At 70.3% G+C, this 19,950-nt stretch carries 19 protein-coding genes; 3 read left to right on the forward strand and 16 right to left on the reverse strand.

All coding sequences use genetic code 11. The features are described 5' to 3' along the window. Positions 1-59: 59 nt before the first annotated feature. From guaA to ndk, 14 genes are all read right to left on the reverse strand, one after another. Entirely contained in the window at positions 60-1,643 is a 1,584-nt protein-coding gene (guaA, locus tag JG616_RS00920) for a glutamine-hydrolyzing GMP synthase (protein ID WP_199391390.1), read from the reverse strand. Then, on the reverse strand, positions 1,640-1,870 hold the full coding sequence (locus JG616_RS00925) for a hypothetical protein (protein WP_199391391.1): 231 nt from the start codon (positions 1,868-1,870) through the stop codon (positions 1,640-1,642). The genes guaA and JG616_RS00925 overlap by 4 nt, the downstream gene beginning before the upstream one ends. Before the next feature lie 2 nt (positions 1,871-1,872). Further along, on the reverse strand, positions 1,873-3,330 hold the full coding sequence (guaB, locus tag JG616_RS00930) for an IMP dehydrogenase (protein WP_199391392.1): 1,458 nt from the start codon (positions 3,328-3,330) through the stop codon (positions 1,873-1,875). 84 nt (positions 3,331-3,414) lie between these two features. After that, the gene (gene folD, locus JG616_RS00935; protein ID WP_199391393.1) at positions 3,415-4,335 is read right to left on the reverse strand and encodes a bifunctional methylenetetrahydrofolate dehydrogenase/methenyltetrahydrofolate cyclohydrolase FolD; all 921 of its coding nucleotides are present in this window, start codon (positions 4,333-4,335) and stop codon (positions 3,415-3,417) included. 81 nt (positions 4,336-4,416) lie between these two features. After that, positions 4,417-5,445 (reverse strand): DUF2272 domain-containing protein, encoded by a 1,029-nt coding sequence (locus tag JG616_RS00940; RefSeq protein ID WP_199391394.1) that lies wholly within the window; start codon positions 5,443-5,445, stop codon positions 4,417-4,419. A 75-nt stretch (positions 5,446-5,520) separates the two neighbouring features. Next, complete coding sequence (gene moeB / locus JG616_RS00945; RefSeq protein WP_199391395.1) at positions 5,521-6,663, reverse strand: molybdopterin-synthase adenylyltransferase MoeB; 1,143 nt, start codon at positions 6,661-6,663, stop codon at positions 5,521-5,523. Between the two features lie 57 nt (positions 6,664-6,720). Beyond that, entirely contained in the window at positions 6,721-7,317 is a 597-nt protein-coding gene (locus JG616_RS00950; RefSeq protein WP_199362102.1) for an NTP transferase domain-containing protein, read from the reverse strand. Next, positions 7,314-8,729 carry a ribosome biogenesis GTPase Der gene (gene der, locus JG616_RS00955; RefSeq protein ID WP_199391396.1) on the reverse strand — a complete coding sequence of 472 codons (1,416 nt, stop codon included), beginning with the start codon at positions 8,727-8,729 and terminating at the stop codon, positions 7,314-7,316. The genes JG616_RS00950 and der overlap by 4 nt, the downstream gene beginning before the upstream one ends. 20 nt (positions 8,730-8,749) lie before the next feature. Next, on the reverse strand, positions 8,750-9,937 hold the full coding sequence (gene bamB / locus JG616_RS00960; RefSeq protein ID WP_199391397.1) for an outer membrane protein assembly factor BamB: 1,188 nt from the start codon (positions 9,935-9,937) through the stop codon (positions 8,750-8,752). Between the two features lie 8 nt (positions 9,938-9,945). Continuing rightward, positions 9,946-10,590: a tetratricopeptide repeat protein gene (locus JG616_RS00965; RefSeq protein ID WP_199391398.1), complete on the reverse strand. Its 645-nt coding sequence runs from the start codon at positions 10,588-10,590 to the stop codon at positions 9,946-9,948. Between the two features lie 131 nt (positions 10,591-10,721). Beyond that, on the reverse strand, positions 10,722-11,543 hold the full coding sequence (locus JG616_RS00970; protein WP_199362106.1) for a RodZ domain-containing protein: 822 nt from the start codon (positions 11,541-11,543) through the stop codon (positions 10,722-10,724). After that, complete coding sequence (locus tag JG616_RS00975; protein WP_235972838.1) at positions 11,540-12,367, reverse strand: tetratricopeptide repeat protein; 828 nt, start codon at positions 12,365-12,367, stop codon at positions 11,540-11,542. The genes JG616_RS00970 and JG616_RS00975 overlap by 4 nt, the downstream gene beginning before the upstream one ends. Then, positions 12,354-13,508 (reverse strand): 23S rRNA (adenine(2503)-C(2))-methyltransferase RlmN, encoded by a 1,155-nt coding sequence (gene rlmN / locus JG616_RS00980; RefSeq protein WP_234446455.1) that lies wholly within the window; start codon positions 13,506-13,508, stop codon positions 12,354-12,356. The genes JG616_RS00975 and rlmN overlap by 14 nt, the downstream gene beginning before the upstream one ends. A gap of 165 nt (positions 13,509-13,673) precedes the next feature. Continuing rightward, positions 13,674-14,099 (reverse strand): nucleoside-diphosphate kinase, encoded by a 426-nt coding sequence (gene ndk / locus JG616_RS00985; RefSeq protein WP_199362109.1) that lies wholly within the window; start codon positions 14,097-14,099, stop codon positions 13,674-13,676. Between the two features lie 222 nt (positions 14,100-14,321). On the opposite strand from ndk, the gene JG616_RS00990 reads away from it, so the two are divergent. From JG616_RS00990 to JG616_RS01000, 3 genes are read left to right on the forward strand one after another with little or no spacing between them, the layout of a single operon-like run. Beyond that, positions 14,322-14,939, forward strand: a complete 618-nt coding sequence (locus JG616_RS00990) for a TetR/AcrR family transcriptional regulator (RefSeq protein WP_199362110.1) — start codon at positions 14,322-14,324, stop codon at positions 14,937-14,939. 29 nt (positions 14,940-14,968) lie between these two features. Beyond that, entirely contained in the window at positions 14,969-17,341 is a 2,373-nt protein-coding gene (locus JG616_RS00995) for a 3-hydroxyacyl-CoA dehydrogenase/enoyl-CoA hydratase family protein (protein WP_199391400.1), read from the forward strand. Positions 17,342-17,366: 25 nt separating this feature from the next. Then, positions 17,367-18,572, forward strand: a complete 1,206-nt coding sequence (locus tag JG616_RS01000) for an acetyl-CoA C-acyltransferase (protein ID WP_199362112.1) — start codon at positions 17,367-17,369, stop codon at positions 18,570-18,572. Positions 18,573-18,651: 79 nt separating this feature from the next. Here the strand turns inward: JG616_RS01000 and JG616_RS01005 are convergent, their stop codons facing one another. Together JG616_RS01005 and JG616_RS01010 are read right to left on the reverse strand one after the other, a co-directional pair. Continuing rightward, on the reverse strand, positions 18,652-19,251 hold the full coding sequence (locus tag JG616_RS01005; RefSeq protein ID WP_199391401.1) for a hypothetical protein: 600 nt from the start codon (positions 19,249-19,251) through the stop codon (positions 18,652-18,654). A 94-nt stretch (positions 19,252-19,345) separates the two neighbouring features. After that, positions 19,346-19,882 (reverse strand): hypothetical protein, encoded by a 537-nt coding sequence (locus JG616_RS01010; protein WP_199362114.1) that lies wholly within the window; start codon positions 19,880-19,882, stop codon positions 19,346-19,348. Positions 19,883-19,950: the final 68 nt, after the last annotated feature.

Genomic DNA, 19,950 nt, shown 5'->3' on the forward strand with positions numbered 1-19,950 from the left:
ACCCGGTCAGGTCCTGCAAGGGCGTCCTGCCGTGGCAGGCGGGAGTCTAGCAGCACGCGCTACTCCCACTCGATCGTGGCCGGTGGCTTGCCGCTGATGTCGTAGACCACGCGCGAGACGCCGCGCACCTCGTTGATGATGCGGTTCGAGACCCGGCCGAGGAAGTCGTAGGGGAGGTGCGCCCAGTGCGCGGTCATGAAGTCGATGGTCTCGACCGCGCGCAGCGCGATCACCCATTCGTAGGCGCGCGCGTCGCCGACCACGCCAACAGACTTCACCGGCAGGAAGACGGCAAAGGCCTGGCTGGTCTTGTCGTACAACCCCGCCTTGCGCAGCTCTTCGATGAACACCGCGTCCGCGCGCGCCAGGATGTCGGCGTACTCGGGCTTCACCTCACCCAGGATGCGCACGCCCAGGCCCGGGCCCGGGAACGGATGCCGGTAGACCATCTCGTGCGGCAGGCCGAGCGCGACGCCGATGCGCCGCACCTCGTCCTTGAACAGCTCGCGCAGCGGCTCCACCAGGCCCATCTTCATGTGCTCGGGCAGGCCGCCGACGTTGTGGTGGCTCTTGATGACGTGCGCCTTGCCGGTCTTGCTGCCGGCCGACTCGATCACGTCGGGGTAGATCGTGCCCTGCGCCAGCCACTTGGCGTTGGCCAGCCTGCCCGCCTCCTCGTCGAAGATCTCGACGAACAGGTTGCCGATGATCTTGCGCTTGGCTTCGGGATCGGTGACGCCGGCGAGCGCGCTGAAGTAACGCTCGCGCGCATCGACCCGGATCACGCGGATGCCCAGGCCGTGCGAATCGGAGGCGTCGGCGAAGGTCGCCATCACCTGCTCGCCTTCCTGCCAGCGCAGCAGCCCGGTATCGACGAAGACGCAGGTCAGCTGGTCGCCGATCGCGCGGTGCAGGAGCGCGGCGACCACGGAGGAGTCGACGCCACCCGAGAGCCCGAGGATGACCTCGTCGGTCCCCACCTGCTCGCGCACGCGCGCGATCTGGTCCTCGATGATCTGCTCGGCCGTCCACAGCGTCTCGCAGCCACAGATGTCGACGACGAAGCGGCGCAGCAAGGCCTGGCCAGACTTGGTATGCGTGACCTCGGGGTGGAACTGCACGCCGTACCAGCGCCGGTCCTCGTCGGCGAAGGCGGCGACGGGCACGCGGTCGGTCTTCGCGGTCACGGTGAAGCCGGGCGGCGCCTTGGAGACGTGGTCGCCGTGGCTCATCCACACGTCCAGGCGCGGTGGCAGGCCGAGATGGTCGCGCAGGTCGCCGAACAGGCTGTCCGCGGCCACCAGGGTGACCTCGGCATGGCCGTACTCGCGCGCATCCGCGGCTTCGGTCTCGCCGCCGAGCTGCTTGGCCATGGTCTGCATGCCGTAGCAGATGCCCAGCAGCGGCAGGCCGCTGTCGAACACCTCCTGCGGGGCGACCGGGGCGCCATCGGCCGTGGTCGACTCCGGCCCGCCGGACAGGATGATGCCGCGCGCGCCGTAGGCGGCGATCTCCGACGGGTCGTGGTCCCAGGCCCAGATCTCGCAGTAGACGCCGAGCTCGCGCACGCGGCGCGCGATCAGCTGCGTGTACTGCGCGCCGAAGTCGAGGATCAGGATCTTGTCGCGGTGCAGGTCGGTCATGGCGTGGGTTCGGGGGGCGACTGCTCGGGCAGCGCCAGGCGGAAGGTGCACTGCTCGAGCTCCGCGTTCCATTCGCCGCCGTTGCCGGTGCAGGAATCGCGCAGCTGCCAGCCGCGGTAAAAGGTGTAGCCGTACAGCGCGATCGCCACCAGCAGCGCGACCGCGATGCCGCGCAGCAGGATGCGCCGCGCGGGCGAGCTCGAATGCGATGGACGACGGCGCGCCACGGTCAGCCCGCCCGGTAGTTCGGCGGTTCCTTGGTGATCTGCACGTCGTGGACGTGGCTCTCGCGCTGGCCGGCACCGGTGATCTTCACGAACTGCGGCTTGCTGCGCATCTCGTCCACGTTCGCGCAGCCGACGTAGCCCATCGTCGCGCGCAGGCCGCCGAGCAGCTGGTGGATCACGCCGCTCAGCGGGCCGCGATACGGCACCCGGCCCTCGATGCCCTCGGGCACCAGCTTGTCGGCGGTGGCGGCATCCTGGAAATAGCGGTCGCTCGACCCCTTCTCCATCGCCGCCAGGCTGCCCATGCCGCGATAGCTCTTGTAGCTGCGGCCCTGGTAGAGCTCGGTCTCGCCCGGGGTCTCCTCGGTGCCGGCGAACAGGCCGCCGATCATCACCGTGGACGCACCGGCGGCCAGCGCCTTGCCGATGTCGCCCGAGTAGCGGATGCCGCCATCGGCGATCAGCGGGATGCGGTCCTGCAGCGCCTCGGCGACCATGTCGACCGCGGTGATCTGCGGCACGCCCACGCCCGCCACCACGCGCGTGGTGCAGATCGAGCCGGGACCCACGCCGACCTTGACCGCGTCGGCGCCGGCGTCCATCAGTGCCAGCGCAGCGTCGCCGGTGACGATGTTGCCACCGACCACCTGCAGCTTCGGATAGTGCTTCTTGGCCCAGGCCACGCGGTCGAGCACGCCCTGCGAATGGCCGTGCGCGGTGTCGACGATGATGACGTCCACGCCAGCCGCGGCCAGGCGCTCGATGCGCTCTTCGGTGTCGCCGCCGACGCCGACCGCGGCGCCGACCAGCAGGCTCTCGGACGCGTCCTTGGCCGAATCCGGATTGTCCTGCGCCTTCTGGATGTCCTTCACCGTGATCAGGCCGCGCAGCTGGAAGTCGTCGTTGACCACCAGCACCTTCTCGATGCGGTGCTTGTGCAGCAGCTGGATGACCTCGTCGTCGCTGGCGCCTTCCTTCACCGTGACCAGCTTCTCCTTGCGGGTCATGATGTTGCGCACCGGATCGTCGAGCTTCTTCTCGAAGCGCATGTCGCGGCCGGTGACGATGCCGACCAGCTGGTCGCCGTCGACCACCGGAACGCCGGAGATGTTGCGCGCGCGGGTGAAGCGCAGCACTTCGCCGATGGAGGTCTGCGGGCTGACCGTGAACGGCTCGCGGATCACTCCGGCCTCGAAGTTCTTCACCTGCAGCACCTGCGCGGCCTGGCGTTCGGCCGACATGTTCTTGTGCACGATGCCGATGCCGCCGAGCTGGGCCATGGCGATCGCGAGGCGGGCCTCGGTCACGGTGTCCATGGCGGCGGACACGATCGGCATGTTCAGGCGCAGGTCGCGCGTGAGCCGGGTGGCGAGGGAGACGTCCTTGGGCAGGACCGTGGAATGCGCCGGGACGAGCGAGATGTCGTCGTAGGTCAGTGCTTCAGCCTGGATGCGCAGCATGGCGGTGCCGGTTGGGGTGAAGCACGCAATTGTACCGCGCCGTGGCAGTCGCGGTGCGCCGCGCGGCGGGACGCGCCGTCCCGCTCAGCCTGCGGCGGCGACGCCGTCCAGGGCGTCGCCGTCCAGGGCGTCGGCGGCCAGTGCGTCGGCGGCCTCCAGCGTGTTCTCCATCAGCGTGGCCACGGTCATCGGCCCCACCCCGCCCGGCACCGGGGTGATCCAGCTCGCCCGCCGGGCCGCTTCGGTGAACTGCACATCGCCCACCAGTCGGCCATCGTCGAGGCGGTTGATGCCGACGTCGATCACCACCGCGCCGGGCTTGATCCAGTCGCCCGGAATCATCCCCGGGATGCCCACGGCGACGACCAGGATGTCGGCTTCGCCAACGTGGCGCCGCAGCACCTCCGGCGGCGTGAACTTGTGGCAGGCGGTCACCGTGCAGCCGGCGATCATCAGCTCCAGCACCATCGGCCGGCCGACGTGGTTGCTGACCCCGACAATCGTCGCGCTCTGGCCGCGCACCGGGCGATCGGTCCAGGCCAGCAGCGTGGTGATGCCGCGCGGCGTGCAGGGACGCAGGCCGAACTGGCGCAGCGCCAGGTGGCCGACGTTCTCCGGGTGGAAGCCGTCGACGTCCTTGCGCGGGTCGATGCGGTGGATCAGGCGGGTGGCGTCGGGAATCCCGGGCAGCGGGAGCTGCACCAGGATGCCGTGCACCCCGGGATCGGCGTTGAGCCGGTCGATGAGCGCCAGCAGCTCGGCTTCCGAGGTGCCCTCGGGCAGGTCGAAATCCAGCGCGCGGATGCCGACGATGCCGGCCGCGCGGCGCTTGTTGCGCACGTACGAGCGCGACGCGGGATTGTCACCGACCAGGACCACCGCCAGCCCGGGCGGCGCGTGGCCGGCGGCGACGCGCGCCTCGACGCGGACGCGGAGCGAATCCAGCAGCTGGTCGGCAATGCCCTTGCCATCGAGGATGCGGGCCGTGGATGGGGTCTCGGACATGCCTGCCTGATCGTGCGCGGGAACGCGGCATTGTCGCCGATCGCGGCCGCGGCATGCGAACCGCCGCGCCAACGCGGACGCTCAGCGACCTTGCGGCAGCGCCCCGGCAGGACAGCGCGGCACGCCCGAACCGACGACGCAGTGGACGCAGCACTGGGGCGAGACGGGCGCCGCCGCCGGCCCCTGCAGCGGCGGTGGCGGTGCCAGGCGCGCGAGTTCGGCCTGCGGGCGCAGCTGCAGCAGCGCCGCCCAGTCCTGTCGGTTGGCATTGCAGGCGGCCGGCGCGTCGGGACTGCAGGCGGCGCCGCTCTCGAGGCGGGTCGGCAGGTCCGCGAAGTGGCCACCCGCCGTCAGCGGCAGCAGGCGCATGGTCACGCCATCGAGCACGTTGCCGCCGACCAGGCGCGCCGTGCGGTCGCCGCCCTCGCCCGCTCCGACCACGACGTCGCAGTGCATGCCAAGGCCGCCGCCTTCGCTGCTGAGCAGGGTCGCCAGGCCGCCGAAGCCGAAGTTCCGTCCGGGAACGCGCACATAGCAGAGCAGGTCGCCGCGCGAAGGCCGGCCTGCGCGCGGGTCGGCGATGCGGTAGGCGCTGGACTCGGGATCGCGATAGGCCGCGCGGACATAGTCGACGTGGCTTGCGGAGGCGCCGAATCCCGGCAGCGCGGCGCGACGCATCACCCACGAGACGAAGGCCGCCGACCAGGGCGTGTCGAGGATGAAGCTCCGGCACCCCGGCGCCGACTGCGGCGCCGCGGTGCTGGCGCAGTCCACGGCGCCCGTCCGCTGCATGACCTGACCCAGCAGGCCACTGCCGCGCCAGTAATCGGCGACGCGCTGCCACGCCGGCTGGCCGTTGGCGAGCAGCGCCGACTCCGCCTCGCGCACCACCGAGCCGGCCAGGCGTCCGTCGACGTCGATGAAGGGGCGATGCCAGGCCTGGTGCTCCTCGCAGGCCGCCGCGGCGATGCGCGTGGCGGCATCGGGCGCGGACTGCTGCGCCCGCAGCAGCGGACAGGGGTCGGCGGCCAACGCCGGCGACATCGGCAGGAGCCCGCACGCGAGCCCCAGAGCCGCCAGCCACAGCCATGCACGCAACCTTGCCCCCATGCCGCTCTCCTTGCCCCTGGAGCGGGAAGACTAGCCGAGGCCCGGGCGCGCCACGCTCACGCGCAGGACACGCCCTCAGCCGGCGCAGAACGCCGCGTAGTCGATGTAGCCGGGGAACTCGATGCCGGGCGCGCACACCGGGCATGCCGGATCCGGCGTCAGCCGGGTCTCGCGGAACTGCATGCGCAGCGCGTCGAAGTGCAGCAGCCGGCCGCGCAGCGGCTCGCCGATGTGCAGCAGCAGCTTCAGCGCCTCGGTGGCCTGCAGCATCCCCACCACGCCCGGCAGCACGCCGAGCACGCCGGCCTCGCTGCAGTTGGGCGCGGCCTCGGCCGGCGGCGGTTCCGGAAACAGGCAGCGATAGCACGGCGCCGTGCCGCGGTGGCGTCCGGCGTCGAACACGCTCACCTGGCCTTCGAACCGGTGCACGGCGCCATGGACCAGGGGCACGGCGTGGCGCACGCAGGCGTCGTTGAGCAGGTAGCGCACGGGGAAGTTGTCGGCGCCGTCGACCACCACGTCGACACCCTCCATCAGCCGATCGACGTTGGCCGACGTGACCCGCTCCGGAACCGCATCGATCTTCAGGCGGGGATTGAGCGCGGACAGCCGCACCTCGGCCGAGTCGACCTTGCGCATGCCGATGTCGGCGTCGGCATGCAGGATCTGGCGCTGCAGGTTGCTGCGTTCGACCACGTCGTCGTCGGCGATGCGCAGCTCGCCCACGCCGGCCGCGGCCAGGTAGAAGGCCGCCGGCGAGCCCAGCCCGCCGGCGCCCAGCATGAGCACGCGCGACGCCTGCAGGCGCTTCTGCCCGCGCATGCCGATCTCCGGCAGCAGCAGGTGGCGCGAGTAGCGCTGGTGGAAGTCCTCGTCGCGCGGTGCGGCCGACGGGTCCGGGCGCGCCATCGGCAGGCCGTCGGCGATCCAGCGCAGGGTGCCGCCGCGCACCGACGCCACGTTGCGGTAGCCCTGGCGCTGCAGTGCCTCCACCGCCAGCATCGAGCGCCCGCCGGTCTGGCAGATCAGCACCAGCTCCTGCTCGCGGTCGTGGAAGTGGAAGGCAGGCTCGCGCTCGAGCTCGTCGCGCGCGATGCCGCGGGCGCCCTCGGCCATGCCGGTCTCGCGCTCGTGGTCCTCGCGCACGTCGACCAGCACGGCGCCGGTACCTTCGAGGCGTCGATGCGCTTCGCGCGGAGTGATTTCTGTTGCAGGCATGCCGCGATTATCCGCCACCACCCGATTCCCGCCGACTGTGGCCAACCCGAGGTGGCCCTACCCTACGCCAAGGGGACCGGGCCCGCCCGTCGTGAAGCCGGCGGCGGCGAGATCGTCCGGGGTGTTGAGGTTGCCGAAGCGCAGGCCGGCAAAGCGCACGCCGCGCATGTGGAGTCGGCTTTGCAGGGTACGGACCGACAGATCGCCGGAGTCCAGCGACGCCGGCAAGGCTCGTCGCAGGCCCGCCACGTCCCACAGCGCCACCAGCGGCTGGCGGCCGTCGTCGTCCTCGGCCCAGGCGCCGGCCTCGCCCGCGGCGCGCAGGCTGCGCAGCAGGCAGTCGTTGACCGAGACCAGGTCCACCGGGAGCGTGAGCAGCCAGGGCGTGGCGCAGGCCTGGGCGAGCGCGTCGAGCCCGCCGAGCGGGCCGAGATCGGTGCGACGGTCAGGCACGGCCGCCAGCGCGTGTTCCGCGTAACGCTCCAGTTCGCGATTGGCCGAGACGAGGACGGCGTCGACTTCGTCGCTGACCCGCGCGGCCAGGCGCAGGACCTGCGGCACCCCGCCGCGCTGCAGCCAGGCCTTGTCGAGGCCGCCCAGGCGCGTCGCGCGCCCGCCAGCCAGCAGCCCGAGCGTGGTCGCCCCGCCGTTCACTTCCCGCGCTTGGCGTGGCGGATCAGGCGCTTCTTCTTGGCCACCTGGCGCTGGGACAGCACGTTGACCTTGTCCTTGTAGGGATTCTCGCCTTCCTTGAAGACGAAGCGCACCGGCGTTCCCACCAGCTTGAAGCGCTTGCGGAAGAAGTTCTCGAGATAGCGCTTGTAGCTGTCCGACAGCGTGCGCAGCCGGGTGCCGTGCACGATCATCGTCGGCGGACTTTCGCCGCCCGGGTGCGCGAAGCGCAGCTTGGCGGCGTGGCCACGGACCACCGGAGGCGGGTTGGCCTCGACCGCGATCTCGATCGCGCGGGTGACGTCCGCGGTGCTGAAGCTGCGGGTGGCCGAGCCATGCGCGCGGTGGATGGCCTTGAACAGTTCGCGCAGCCCGGAGCCGTGCAGCGCGCTGATGCGCACCGCCTCCGCCCACGGCACGAAGGCCAGCTTGCGCGACAGCAGCGCCTCGACCTGCTCGCGCTGGTAGGTGTCCAGGCCGTCCCACTTGTTGACGGCGATGACCAGCGCACGGCCGGCGTCGAGCACGGCGCCGAGCACGCTGGCGTCCTGGTCGGTCACGCCTTCGCGGGCGTCGATCATCACCACCGCGACCTGGCAATGTTCGATCGACTCCAGGGTCTTGATGATCGAGAACGTCTCCACCGCCTCGTCGACCCGCGACTTGCGGCGGATGCCGGCGGTGTCCACCAGCCGGTACAGGCGCCCGTCGCGTTCCAGGTCGGCGGAAATCGAGTCGCGCGTGGTCCCGGCAACCTCGGAAGCGATCATCCGCTCCTCGCCGAGGATCCGGTTGACCAGGGTCGACTTGCCGACGTTCGGGCGCCCCACGAAGGCGATGCGGATGCGATCGGGATCGTTGTCGAGCGCCTCGGTCGCGCCCTGTTCGGGCAGCCGCCCGAGGACCTCGTCGACCAGGTCGTCGATGCCCTGGCGGTGCGCCGAGGACACCGGCACCACGTCGCGGATGCCGTAGTGGGCGAACTCCGCGAGCGCGGCCCGGGCGTCGACGCCATCGGTCTTGTTGACCACCAGGAACACCGGCTTGTCGGACTTGCGCAGCCAGGCCAGGATCTCGTCGTCGACCGTCGACGGTCCCTCGCGGCCGTCGACCACGAACAGCACCAGGTCGGCCTCGTCCGCGCCTGCGCGGGCCTGGCGCGCGGTGGCGCCGGCCAGGTTGCCGGCGACCAGGTGCACGCCGCCATTGGCGATGCCGCCGGTATCGACCAGGGCAAAGGGCCGGTCCTCGGCGAGCCGGCAGACGCCGTAATGACGGTCGCGGGTGACGCCGGGCTGGTCGTGCACCAGCGCGTCACGCGTGCGCGTGAGCGCATTGAAGAGCGTCGACTTGCCGACGTTGGGACGGCCCACCAGGGCGACCAGGGGAAGCATGCGATGTGGTGCCCTGGAACTCAGTCGATGCGCCAGGCGCTGAGGTCGCCGTCGACGTTCTGGACCACCAGCACGCCGTCGGCCACCACCGGATGCCCGGCGATCGCCGAGCGCCCGGCGCGCGTGCGCGCGGCGAACTCGCCATCGAGCAGGCGCATCCAGTGCAGGTAGCCATCGAGGTCGCCGACCACGGCATAGGCGCCCTGCACCACCGCCGGGCTCAGGATGCGGCGCGCCAACGCCGGCTGCTGCCAGTAGGACGTGCCGACGTACTTGTCGATCGCCCACACGGTGCCGGCGGCATCGCTGACCACGACGCGGTCGTCCGCCACGCCGACGCTGCCTGCGCCGCCACTCTCGGCGGCCCAGAGCGGCCGGCCGGACGGGCCTTCGAAGGCCATCGTGCGGTTCCGGTAGCTGCTGGCGATGACCGCCGGGCCGTCGACCACCGGCGCGCCGTCGATGTCCGCCATGCGCTCGAGCTCGGTGCGGCCTTCCGGCAGCGCGACCGGCTGCTCCCAGAGCAGGCGACCGTCGGCAAGCGACAGCGCCACCAGGTCACCCTCGTCGGTGCCGACGAAGGCGTAGCCCGGGGCGAGCGTGACCGCGGCATTGCCACGCACGGTCAGGGTGGGAAGTTCCTCGGTCCAGAACCAGCGGCGCGCGCCCGAGGCCGCGTCGAACGCGGTGACGCGGCCGTCGTTGGAGCGCACCACCACCAGGCCCTGGCCGACCGCAGGGCGCGCGATGACCTCGTTGGGCACGTTCGCGGTCCAGCGCGGGGCGCCGGTGGCGGCGTCCAGGGCCACCACTTCGCCGTCCAGCGACCCGGCCACGACCAGGCCGTCGCCGGCGCCAGGGCCGCCCGCCAGGCGCAGGTCCGAGTCGTGGCGCCAGAGGCTGCGACCGCTCTGCAGATCGAACGCGCGCACGCCGCCTTCGACCGACGCGGCGTAGACCACGCCGTCGGCGATGAACGGACCCTGGCGCACGCCGGTGCTGCCGTCGCCCTTGCCGGCGCTGGCGGTCCACAGGCGCTGAGGCGCGGCCGAGGCCTGGAACTCGACCAGCTTGGCCGGGCCGGTGTCGACCTTGTCCTTGCCGGAGAACCATCCGCGCACGGTGCCGCAGCCGGTCAGCGCGGCCAGGCAGGCCAGCACCACCACGGCGCGCAAGGCGAGCCGGGCGGGACGGCGGGATTCGGACATGTGTGCGGTCATCGGGCTTGCTCCCCGTCGTCGCCGGCAGGCGTGCCGCCGGCATCGATCAGCTTGATCTGCAGCAGGCCGCGCTGCGGCGCGGCTTCGTCGAGCGCCGCGAGCGCGGCCGTATACGCCTCACGTGCCTGCTCCAGGCGACCCGCGGCGCGTTCCGCGTCGCCCCGGATCTCGAGGCTGCCGGCATCACGTGCGTCGCCAAGCGCCGCCAGGGCCTCGTCGGTGCGGCCCGCATCGACCAGCAGCACGGCCAGGCGGCGCGCGATCACCGGACCGAGCGCGGGGTCGGCTTCGCGGGCGTCGGACAGGGTCGCGATTGCCGCTTCAGTGTCGCCGGCACCGACCTGGGCGGCCGCGAGGTCCAGCGGCACGAGGCTGGCGTAGACGCCCTCCTCGAGCCCGGCCGAACCGGCCAGCGCGCGCGCCTCTTCCAGCTCTCCCGCGGCCACGCGCTCGTTGAAGGTGGCATAGGCCGCGCCGGTCTCGATGCGCTTGCCCTGCAGATGGTCCTGCCACCTGCCCCAGCCGTAGACGAGGACCAGCGCGACGGCGATGCCCCCGACGACCCCGAGGGCGTTCTCACGGATCCACTGGCGTACGCGTTCGCCCTGTTCGTGCTCGTCGAGCAACTCGTCTACTGCCATGTTCTTCCGATCATGCTGGGCGCCGCGCCGCCGGGTGGCGGGCGGACACCGGAAAGGGAACGGCCCGCGAGCGGGCCGCCGGTTTCACGCGCGGGGCCCCGTGAGGGGCCATCGCAGCCGCTGCGCCGGGCTCAGTGGCCGGCGGGCGCGAGCGAACCGTCAGAGGATACCGTAAACCGGGCGACGTTCGCCCGCAGGTAGGGCGCCAGGTCCTGCTCGACGCCATGGGTGCGCACGTCGACGGCGCCGGCATTGCCGAGCACGACCGCACCCACCTCGCCCGCGGCGAAGCCGCGGATCTCGCCCGCAGGCAGCAGGCTCTGTTCGAGCACCCGGCCATCGGGGGTCATCACTTCGACCCAGCTGTCGGCCGACAGCTGGAGTTCCAGCGCCGGCGCTGCTGCGGTGTGTGCCGGCAGCGGCTGCGCCGGCTGGCGCTGGCTGACCGGCGCCATCGAGGCCACCAGCGCGGTCGGGCCGCGGGCGGCTTCCGGCGCGCCCTGGATCCCGACCGGGACGTCGAGCGAGCCGGAGACGGTGTCCTGCGGCGCCAGGTGCGGCTGGGTCGCCAGCCACACCGGCAGCGCGATCGCCGCGGTGATCACCACGTAGACCAGGCGCCTGGCGGCCTGCTCGGCCACGATGCGCATGCGCGGTACATAGGTGCGCGGCGTGAGTTCCACCGGGCGCACCGGCGCGACGCCGGAGGCCTCGTGGACCATCGCCGTGGCGAGTCCCAGCAGGCGCCCGTAGCTGCGCAGCTGTCCGCGGATGAAGACCGGCGCGCCGAGCCGGCTCCAGTCCTCCGCCTCGAGCGATTCGACCACGCGCACCGGCATCTTCAGCCGGCTGGCGACGTCCTGGATGGAAAGGCCCGCGGCCTCACGGGCCGCACGGAGACGCGTGCCGCAGCCATGATTGGCGTCGGTCGTGGTGTGGTCTGACGGCATCATCGTGAAGTGCTGTCCCCGGGCAGCCTTGCTGGCGCGTGCGGAAATTCCGTCCGCAGACGCTGAACATAACGAGCGGCGGCAGCCTTGTCGCCGAGCTTTTCCTCGATCTGTGACGCAATTCGTATCGCGGCCGGCGAGGCCGGCCCCGCATCGAGGCGGCGCTGAGAGAACGCGCGCGCCTCGAAGTACTCCCCCTGTGCATAAAGATGCCGCGAGAGCGCCTCGAGCGCAACGGCATTCACCGGATCGAGGCCGAGCGCCGCGCGCAGGTCGCGTTCGGCCCGACCCGGCTGGCCGCCCTCGACCGCGCAGGCGCCCGCATTGGCGAGCGCGGACGCGGGGCTGGCATAGCTACGGTCGGCCAGCGCGCGGTCGAACCAGCCCATCGCTTCGGTTGCCCGTCCGTTGAGGCAGAGCCAGCTGCCGTAGTTGTTCAATGCGGCACCCGACGTCGGCGCCAGTTCGGCGGCGCGGGCGTAGTGCCCACCGGCGTCGGCCGTGCGGCCCTGGCGGTCCAGGGACAGCGCCAGCAGGGTGTAGGCGAGCTCGCTCCGGCCATCGATCCGCAGCGCCTTGCGCGCTTCGGCTTCGGCGTCGGCGGCCCGGCCCTCGCGCAGCGCCTGCTCGCCGCGCAGCAGGTGGGCGCGCGGGTTTTCGCCGGAGCGCGCGCTAGCGCCCTTGCCGCTCACGTCGTAGGACGGCGCCACCTGTTCGGACTTGCCGCGCTCGGCGCTCGGTTTGATGAAGCTCAATCGCGAGCAACCCGTGGCGGGCAGCAGCACGGACGCGGCCAGCAGGCACGCGACCAGCCTAGCGACGGACATGGACGCCCTCCCCGCTCGCATCGAGGCTGCGGCGGAACTCGGCCTGGCGGCGGGTGCGGTCGGCGACCTGGCCCTTGAGCTGGCCGCAGGCGGCATCGATGTCGTCCCCGCGCGTGCGACGCACCGGCGCGATCATCCCGGCGCTGTTGAGCAGCTTCTGGAACGTGCGGATCGATGCGTCGTCCGGGCGCTCGTAACGCGTGCCCGGGAACGGGTTGAACGGGATCAGGTTGATCTTGGCGGCGTCCTTCATCTGCACCGCGCGGTCGAACGCGCGCAGCAGCTGGACCAGTTCGAGCGCATGCTCCGGCTGGTCGTTGACGCCCTTCATCAGAGTGTATTCAAAGGTGACCGACTCGCCCTTCTTGCGCAGCGCATAGCGCACGCAGGCCTCCATCAGCTGGGCGATCGGGTACTTCTTGTTGAGCGGCACCAGCGTGGTGCGCAGCGCATCGTTGGGCGCATGCAGCGACACCGCCAGCGACACGTCGCTCTCTTCGGCCAGGCGGTCGATCATCGGCACCATGCCGGCGGTCGAAAGGGTCACGCGCTTGTTGGCCAGGCCATAGCCCAGGTCGTCGCGCATCACGCTCATGGCGCGCACGACGTTGTCGAAGTTCGCCAGCGGCTCGCCCATGCCCATCATCACCACGTTGGTGAGGCGGCGCTGCTTGTGGGGAATGTTGCCGAGGTGCTTCGCCGCCACCCAGACCTGGCCGATGATCTCGGCGGTCGACAGGTTGCGGTTGAAGCCCTGGGTCGCGGTGGAGCAGAAGGTGCAGTTGAGCGCGCAGCCCACCTGCGACGAGACGCACAGCGTGCCGCGCCCCTTGTCGGGGATGTAGACCGTCTCGATGGCGTTCTTGCCATCCATGCCCAGCAGCCACTTGTGGGTGCCGTCCTCGGACTCCTTGTCGAAGTGCACATGGGGCACGACGACCTCGGCCCGCTCCTGCAGCTTGGCGCGCAGCGCCTTGCCGAGGTCGGTCATCTCGTCGAAATCGGTGACGTGGCGATGGTGGATCCACTTCATCACCTGGTGCGCGCGGAAGCGCTTCTCGCCGAGCACGTCGGCGAAAAAGTCCTCCAGCCCCGTGCGGTCGAGGTCCAGGAGATTCTGCTTGGTGGTCGCTTCGGTCACGGGCCTTCTGGGGTCAGGATCAACAGCATTTGCCACGGATCACACGGATCAAAGAGCACATTTGCGCGGATAGAGCAGGAAGCAGCTGGGAACCACAAAGCCATCCCACCTGCTTCCTTTTCTTGCCTTATCCGCGTCTGTCCGCGCAAATCCGTGGCATGAAAATCAACGGGCGTAGACGTCCGTCGACGGGAAGAAGTACGCGATCTCGACGGCGGCGGTCTCGGCGGCGTCGGAGCCGTGCACGGCGTTGGCATCGATCGAGTCGGCGAAGTCGGCGCGGATCGTGCCGGCCTCGGCGTCCTTCGGGTTGGTCGCACCCATCAGTTCACGGTTCTTGAGGACGGCGCCTTCGCCTTCCAGGACCTGGATCATCACCGGGCCGCTGATCATGAACTCCACCAGGGCGTTGAAGAACGGACGCTCGCGGTGCACGGCGTAGAAGCCTTCGGCCTCGGCGCGCGAGAGCTGCTTCATCTTCGCGGCGGCGACCTTAAGGCCGGCCTTCTCGAAGCGGGAGTAGATTTCACCGACGACGTTCTTGGCGACGGCATCGGGCTTGATGATGGACAGGGTGCGCTCGAGCGCCATGGGGAGGTCTCCGGGATGAGGTGCCGGCCTTCCAGGCAGGCACACGGTAACATGGAAAAACCCACGCCGGGGCGCGGGTTTAGCCGACAAGGCTGGAGTGATTCTACCGGATCGCATGCGCCGCCTGCACGCGGCGCGCCGAACTTTTTTCGGGTTGACCGTCCGCCCCGCCCACGCCTAATATCCAAACAAGCGTTTGATTCAGGCAGGCCGTCCCGCCCCATGGCAAGCACCCAGTTTTCGACCAAGGACCGGATCCTCGGCGCCGCCGAGGAGCTGTTCGCCCTGCACGGCTTCCTGGGCACGTCGCTCCGCCAGGTCACCAGCCGCGCCGACGTGAACATCGCGGCGGTCAACTACCACTTCGGCAGCAAGGAAAACCTCATCAACGAGGTCTTCCGTCGGCGCATGGACGACATGAGCCGGCAGCGCCTGGGCCAGCTGGAGCAGGCCTGCAAGAGCCAGCCGCCGGAACTCGAGGCGATCCTCGCGGCCTTCGTCGAGCCGGCCCTGGCCGTTGCCCGCGACCGCCAGGGAGGGGCGGCGTTCATCCGCGTGGTCGCCCGCGCCTACGCCGAGAAGAACGACGGCCTGCGCCAGTTCCTGTCCGAGCAGTACGGCCATGTGCCGCGCGAATTCGCCCGGGCCATCGCCCAGGCGGTTCCGCACCTGGACAAGGAACAGCTCTACTGGCGGCTGGACTTCCTGTCGGGTGCCCTGACCTACGCCATGTCCGATTTCGGGCTGATCAAGCGGCCGGCGGGCGTCAGCGAGGCGGCCCACCGCAAGCGTGCCGCGGACGAGCTGATCCGCTTCGCCGCTGCCGGCATCAGAAGCTAACCACCATTCCAATCAAGGAGTTGCACGATATGCCTGAGAAACTGCTTGTGCGCCGCGCCGCGGTCCTCGGTGCGGGCGTGATGGGCGCCCAGATCGCGGCGCATCTCACCAACGCCGGCGTCGAGACGGTCCTGTTCGACCTGCCCGCCAAAGAGGGCGACCCCAATGGCATCGTCAACCGCGCCATCGCCAGCCTGGGCAAGCTGAGCCCGGCGCCGCTGGCGTCGAAATCCCTGGCCGCGGCGATCATTCCCGCCAACTACGAGCTCGGCCTGAAGCGACTGAAGGACTGCGACCTGATCATCGAGGCCATCGCCGAGCGCATGGACTGGAAGAAGGACCTGTACGAGAAGATCGCGCCCTTCGTCGCCGACCACGCCGTCCTCGCCAGCAACACCTCCGGGCTCGGCATCAACAAGCTGGCCGAGGCGCTGCCGGAGAAGCTGCGCCCGCGCTTCTGTGGCGTGCACTTCTTCAATCCGCCGCGCTACATGCACCTGGCCGAACTGATCCCGGCGCGCACGACCGACAAGTCGGTGCTGCAGGGGCTGGAGACCTTCCTGACCAGCACGCTCGGCAAGGGCGTGGTCTACGCGCGCGACACCCCGAACTTCATCGGCAACCGCATCGGCGTGTTCTCGATCCTGGCGACCATCCACCACACCCAGGACTGCGGCCTGGGCTTCGACGAGGTCGACGCCCTGACCGGTCCGCTGGTCGGGCGGCCGAAGTCGGCGACCTACCGCACCTCCGATGTCGTCGGCCTGGACACCATGGGGCATGTCATCAAGACGATGGCCGACACCCTGCCTGACGATCCGTGGCACAAGTACTTCAAGTCGCCGAAGTGGTTGGCCGCGCTGGTCGAGAAGGGTGCGCTGGGCCAGAAGGCCGGCGCGGGCATCTTCCGCAAGGTCGGCAAGGACATCATGGTCCTGGACCTGGAGAAGCAGGACTATCGGGCAGCCGACCGCGCTGCCGCGCCGGAAGTCGTCGAGATCCTGAAGACGAAGGACCCGGTTGCGAAGTTCGCCGCCCTGCGCGCCAGCGAGCACCCGCAGGCGAAGTTCCTGTGGGCCGTGTTCCGCGACCTCTTCCATTACTCGGCCTACCACCTGGCCGACATCGCCGAGACCGCGCGTGACGTCGACCTTGCGATCCGCTGGGGCTACGGCTGGTCGCTGGGGCCGTTCGAGACCTGGCAGGCCGCCGGCTGGAAGCAGGTGGCGCAGTGGATCGCCGACGACATCGTCGCGGGCAAGGCCATGAGCGACGCGCCGCTTCCCGACTGGGTGTTCGACGGGCGCGACGGCGTGCATTCCGCCGAGGGCAGCTACAGCCCCGGGAAGAACGCCCGCCTGCCCCGCTCCGCCCTGCCCGTCTACCGGCGCCAGCGCTTCCCCGACCCGCTGCTGGGCGAGTCCTTCGCCCAGGGCGAGACGGTGTTCGAGAACGATGGCATCCGCCTGTGGACCGACGGAGACGACATCGCCGTGGCCTCGTTCAAGACCAAGCTGCATACCGTTTCCGACCAGGTGCTCGACGGCCTGCAGGAAGCCGTGGCGCGCGCCGAGCGCGACTTCGCCGGCCTGGTGATCTGGCAGCCGAAGGAGCCCTTCTCCGCGGGTGCCGATCTGGCCGGCGCGCTGGGCCTGCTGCAGGCCGGCAAGGTCGATGCCTTCGAGGCGATGGTCGCCAACTTCCAGGCCACCAGCCAGCGCATCAAGTATTCGCTGGTGCCGGTGGTGGCCGCGGTGCGCGGCCTGGCGCTGGGCGGCGGCTGCGAGTTCCAGATGCACTCGGCGCGGACCGTCGCGCACCTCGAGAGCTACATCGGCCTGGTCGAGGCCGGCGTGGGCCTGCTGCCGGCCGGCGGTGGCCTGAAGGAGTTCGCGGTGCGCGCCTCCGACGCCGCGGGCCCGAACGGGGACGTCTTCGCCGAACTCAAGGCGGTGTTCGAGGCCGTCGCCATGGCCAAGGTCTCGACCTCCGCGGTCGAGGCGAAGGAACTCGGCCTGATGCGCGCGCAGGACAAGGTCGTGTTCAACGCCCATGAACTGCTGCACATCGCCAGGCAGGAAGCGCGTGGCCTGGCCGAGACCGGCTACCGCCCGCCCCTGCCCGCGCGGCGCATCCGCGTGGCCGGCGACGTCGGCGTCGCCACCTTCCGCATGCTGCTGGAGAACATGCTCGAGGGCCGCTTCATCAGCGAGTACGACTACGAGATCGCCACCCGCATCGCGACCATCGTCAGCGGCGGCGACGTGGACCGCAACGCCGTGGTCGACGAGGACTGGCTGCTGCGGCTCGAGCGCCAGCACTTCGTCGAGCTCGCGCAGCAGGAGAAGACCCAGGCGCGCATCGCGCACATGCTCAAGACCGGCAAGCCGCTGCGCAACTGACGCGACCGACGAAGAGGACAAGACAATGAGCAAGCAGATCCAGGACGCCTACATCGTCGCCGCCACCCGCACCCCGGTGGGCAAGGCGCCCAAGGGCGTGTTCCGCAACACCCGACCCGATGACATGCTCGCCCACGTGCTGAAGGCCGTGGTCGCGCAGGCGCCGGGCATCGACGTCAACCGCATCGACGACGCCATCATCGGCTGCGCGATGCCCGAGGGCGAGCAGGGCATGAACGTGGCACGCATTGGCGTGCTGCTGGCCGGCCTGCCCGACACGGTGGCCGCGCAGACCATCAACCGCTTCTGCTCGTCCGGCCTGCAGGCCGTGGCGCTCGCCGCCGACCAGATCCGCCTCGGCAACGCCGACCTGGTGCTGGCCGGCGGCACCGAGAGCATGAGCATGGTGCCGATGATGGGCAACAAGGTTGCGCTGTCGCCGGCCGTGTTCCGCGACGACCACGTCGCCATCGCCTACGGCATGGGCATCACCGCCGAGAAGGTGGCCGAGGAGTGGAAGGTCTCGCGCGAGGACCAGGACGCCTTTGCCCTCGCCTCGCACCAGAAGGCGCTGGCCGCGCAGAAGGCCGGCGAGTTCCGCGATGAGATCTCCGCGCTGGAGGTCGTCTCACGCCAGCCGGACCTGGGCGGCAACGCCGTGCGCCTGAAGAAGCTGCTGGTCGAGCAGGACGAAGGCCCGCGTGCAGACACCTCGATCGAAGGCCTGGCCAAGCTGCGCCCGGTGTTCCGCAACGGCCAGTTCGGTGGAACCGTGACCGCGGGCAACTCGTCGCAGATGAGCGATGGCGCCGGCGCCGTGCTGGTGGCGTCCGAGCAGGCGATCAGGGATTACGGCCTGACGCCGCTCGCCCGCTTCGTGTCGTACTCCGTTGCCGGCGTGCGCCCGGAGGTGATGGGCATCGGGCCGATCGCAGCCATCCCGAAGGCGCTCAGGCAGGCCGGCCTGACGAAGGACCAGCTCGACTGGATCGAGCTCAACGAGGCCTTCGCCGCCCAGGCACTGGCCGTGATCCGTGACTCGGAACTCGACCCCGACAAGGTCAACCCGCTCGGCGGCGCCATCGCGCTGGGCCATCCGCTCGGCGCCACCGGCGCGGTGCGCACGGCCACGATCGTCCACGGCATGCGCCGCAGGAAGCAGAAGTACGGCATGGTGACCATGTGCATCGGCACCGGCATGGGCGCGGCGGGAATCTTCGAAGCGCTGTGATCCACACGGATCAAGGGGACGCCGCTGGCGTCCCTTCGATCCGGTCACATGTGCAACGCGCGGGCGGGGATGGCTGCGCTCAGCGTGCGCGCCCGTAGATCTCGACGCGCGTGGACCCGTCCTCGGCCTGGGTGCGCGACACGATGGAGTTCGGCATCGTGCCGCCCACGCTGGACATGTACATCATCACCCAGTCCTCGGCCTGGCTCCGCGTTTCGAACGCGCCGTCCACGCGACACATGCTGCTGCGGCAGTCCACCGAGAGGCTGGTTGGCTTGGCGCCGGCCTGCGCAAACGCCTCGTTCGACGCGATCCCGGTCAGCTGGCTCTCCTTCTGCGGTGCCCAGGCCGGATCCACCTGCTCGCTGGCATAGCGCGCGGCGGACTGCTCCCTGAGCTCACGCGTGCGCGCGGCGTGCTGCGCCCGTGACTCGACGCGACGGTCGAGCTGGGTCGCGACCTGCTGCTCGAGCGATTCGCCCGATGCGCGTGCGGGCCGCGCGTTCCGGTTCGCCGGCGCGGGCGCCTGCGCCACGGGATCCGCGGCAGCGGCTGCGGTCGACTGCGGGACGTCCGCGGGGCCGGGAGCCTCGCCACGCCGCAGGATGAACGTGCCGGCGATGACGGCCACCACCACGACGGCGGCGACAACGAGCGGAAGTCTGGTGCCTGGATTCATGTGCACAGCCGAGATATTTGCGAAGCCCCAGTGTGCGCGATCGCAGAGGGCAAAAAAAAGGTGCCGGTTTCCCGGCACCCGTTTCGACAGGAACTCAGACCGGAGCTACTTCTTCGACCCAGTACACGTAGCTGTCATTGATGCCCACGCCCGGCGGCAGGTAGCAGTTGATCATGACCAGGCCGGTGCTCATGCCACCGCCCTCGAAGTCGTCCGCGTACCAGAACAGGTTGGCGTCTTCGCCGGTGGCGCCGGGGGCCAGCTCGAGGGTGAGACCGACGTACTCGTTTTCGCCGCCTTCGTAGCCGGTGACGCCCGAGCAGTTCAACGTCTGCGCGGTGCTGGAATAGTTGGTGAAGTAGGCATCGACCAGTGTCGCCATGCCGCCGGCCGCGTAGCCGGAGTCGAACTCGAAGCCGCAGGTGACCCACGCACCGGTGTCGACGCTGTCATTCTGGATCGTGAGCGGGCGCTTTCGGATCGCGAGTTCCGACATCGGCAGCGAGGCCTGGCAACGCGCAGCAGGCGCCGAGGAGTTGGAGTGCATTTCCAGTTCCTGGGCAGCAGTGGGCACGCTGTATGCAGCGGCCATGGCGAGCGTCAGGCCCGCGAAAGTTGTTGCAAGCTTCATGAAGCGGTCTCTCCCTTGGTGGTGTGCTGTCAAGCGATCATGAGGCCTCTCACCCCATTCCTGACCTC

Source organism: Luteimonas sp. MC1895 (genome assembly GCF_016457215.1).
Lineage (GTDB): Bacteria > Pseudomonadota > Gammaproteobacteria > Xanthomonadales > Xanthomonadaceae > Luteimonas.

Coding starts and splice junctions, on each gene's coding strand:
- JG616_RS00970 (WP_199362106.1), bottom strand. CDS start 11,543: ATGATGCCGTCAGACCACACCACGACCGACGCCAATCATGGCTGCGGC.
- JG616_RS00940 (WP_199391394.1), bottom strand. CDS start 5,445: ATGGGGGCAAGGTTGCGTGCATGGCTGTGGCTGGCGGCTCTGGGGCTC.
- JG616_RS00965 (WP_199391398.1), bottom strand. CDS start 10,590: ATGGCAGTAGACGAGTTGCTCGACGAGCACGAACAGGGCGAACGCGTA.
- moeB (WP_199391395.1), bottom strand. CDS start 6,663: ATGCCTGCAACAGAAATCACTCCGCGCGAAGCGCATCGACGCCTCGAA.
- JG616_RS00990 (WP_199362110.1), top strand. CDS start 14,322: ATGGCAAGCACCCAGTTTTCGACCAAGGACCGGATCCTCGGCGCCGCC.
- der (WP_199391396.1), bottom strand. CDS start 8,729: ATGCTTCCCCTGGTCGCCCTGGTGGGCCGTCCCAACGTCGGCAAGTCG.
- JG616_RS00975 (WP_235972838.1), bottom strand. CDS start 12,367: ATGTCCGTCGCTAGGCTGGTCGCGTGCCTGCTGGCCGCGTCCGTGCTG.
- JG616_RS00995 (WP_199391400.1), top strand. CDS start 14,969: ATGCCTGAGAAACTGCTTGTGCGCCGCGCCGCGGTCCTCGGTGCGGGC.
- JG616_RS01010 (WP_199362114.1), bottom strand. CDS start 19,882: ATGAAGCTTGCAACAACTTTCGCGGGCCTGACGCTCGCCATGGCCGCT.
- JG616_RS01000 (WP_199362112.1), top strand. CDS start 17,367: ATGAGCAAGCAGATCCAGGACGCCTACATCGTCGCCGCCACCCGCACC.
- bamB (WP_199391397.1), bottom strand. CDS start 9,937: ATGTCCGAATCCCGCCGTCCCGCCCGGCTCGCCTTGCGCGCCGTGGTG.
- guaB (WP_199391392.1), bottom strand. CDS start 3,330: ATGCTGCGCATCCAGGCTGAAGCACTGACCTACGACGACATCTCGCTC.
- JG616_RS01005 (WP_199391401.1), bottom strand. CDS start 19,251: ATGAATCCAGGCACCAGACTTCCGCTCGTTGTCGCCGCCGTCGTGGTG.
- guaA (WP_199391390.1), bottom strand. CDS start 1,643: ATGACCGACCTGCACCGCGACAAGATCCTGATCCTCGACTTCGGCGCG.
- folD (WP_199391393.1), bottom strand. CDS start 4,335: ATGTCCGAGACCCCATCCACGGCCCGCATCCTCGATGGCAAGGGCATT.
- ndk (WP_199362109.1), bottom strand. CDS start 14,099: ATGGCGCTCGAGCGCACCCTGTCCATCATCAAGCCCGATGCCGTCGCC.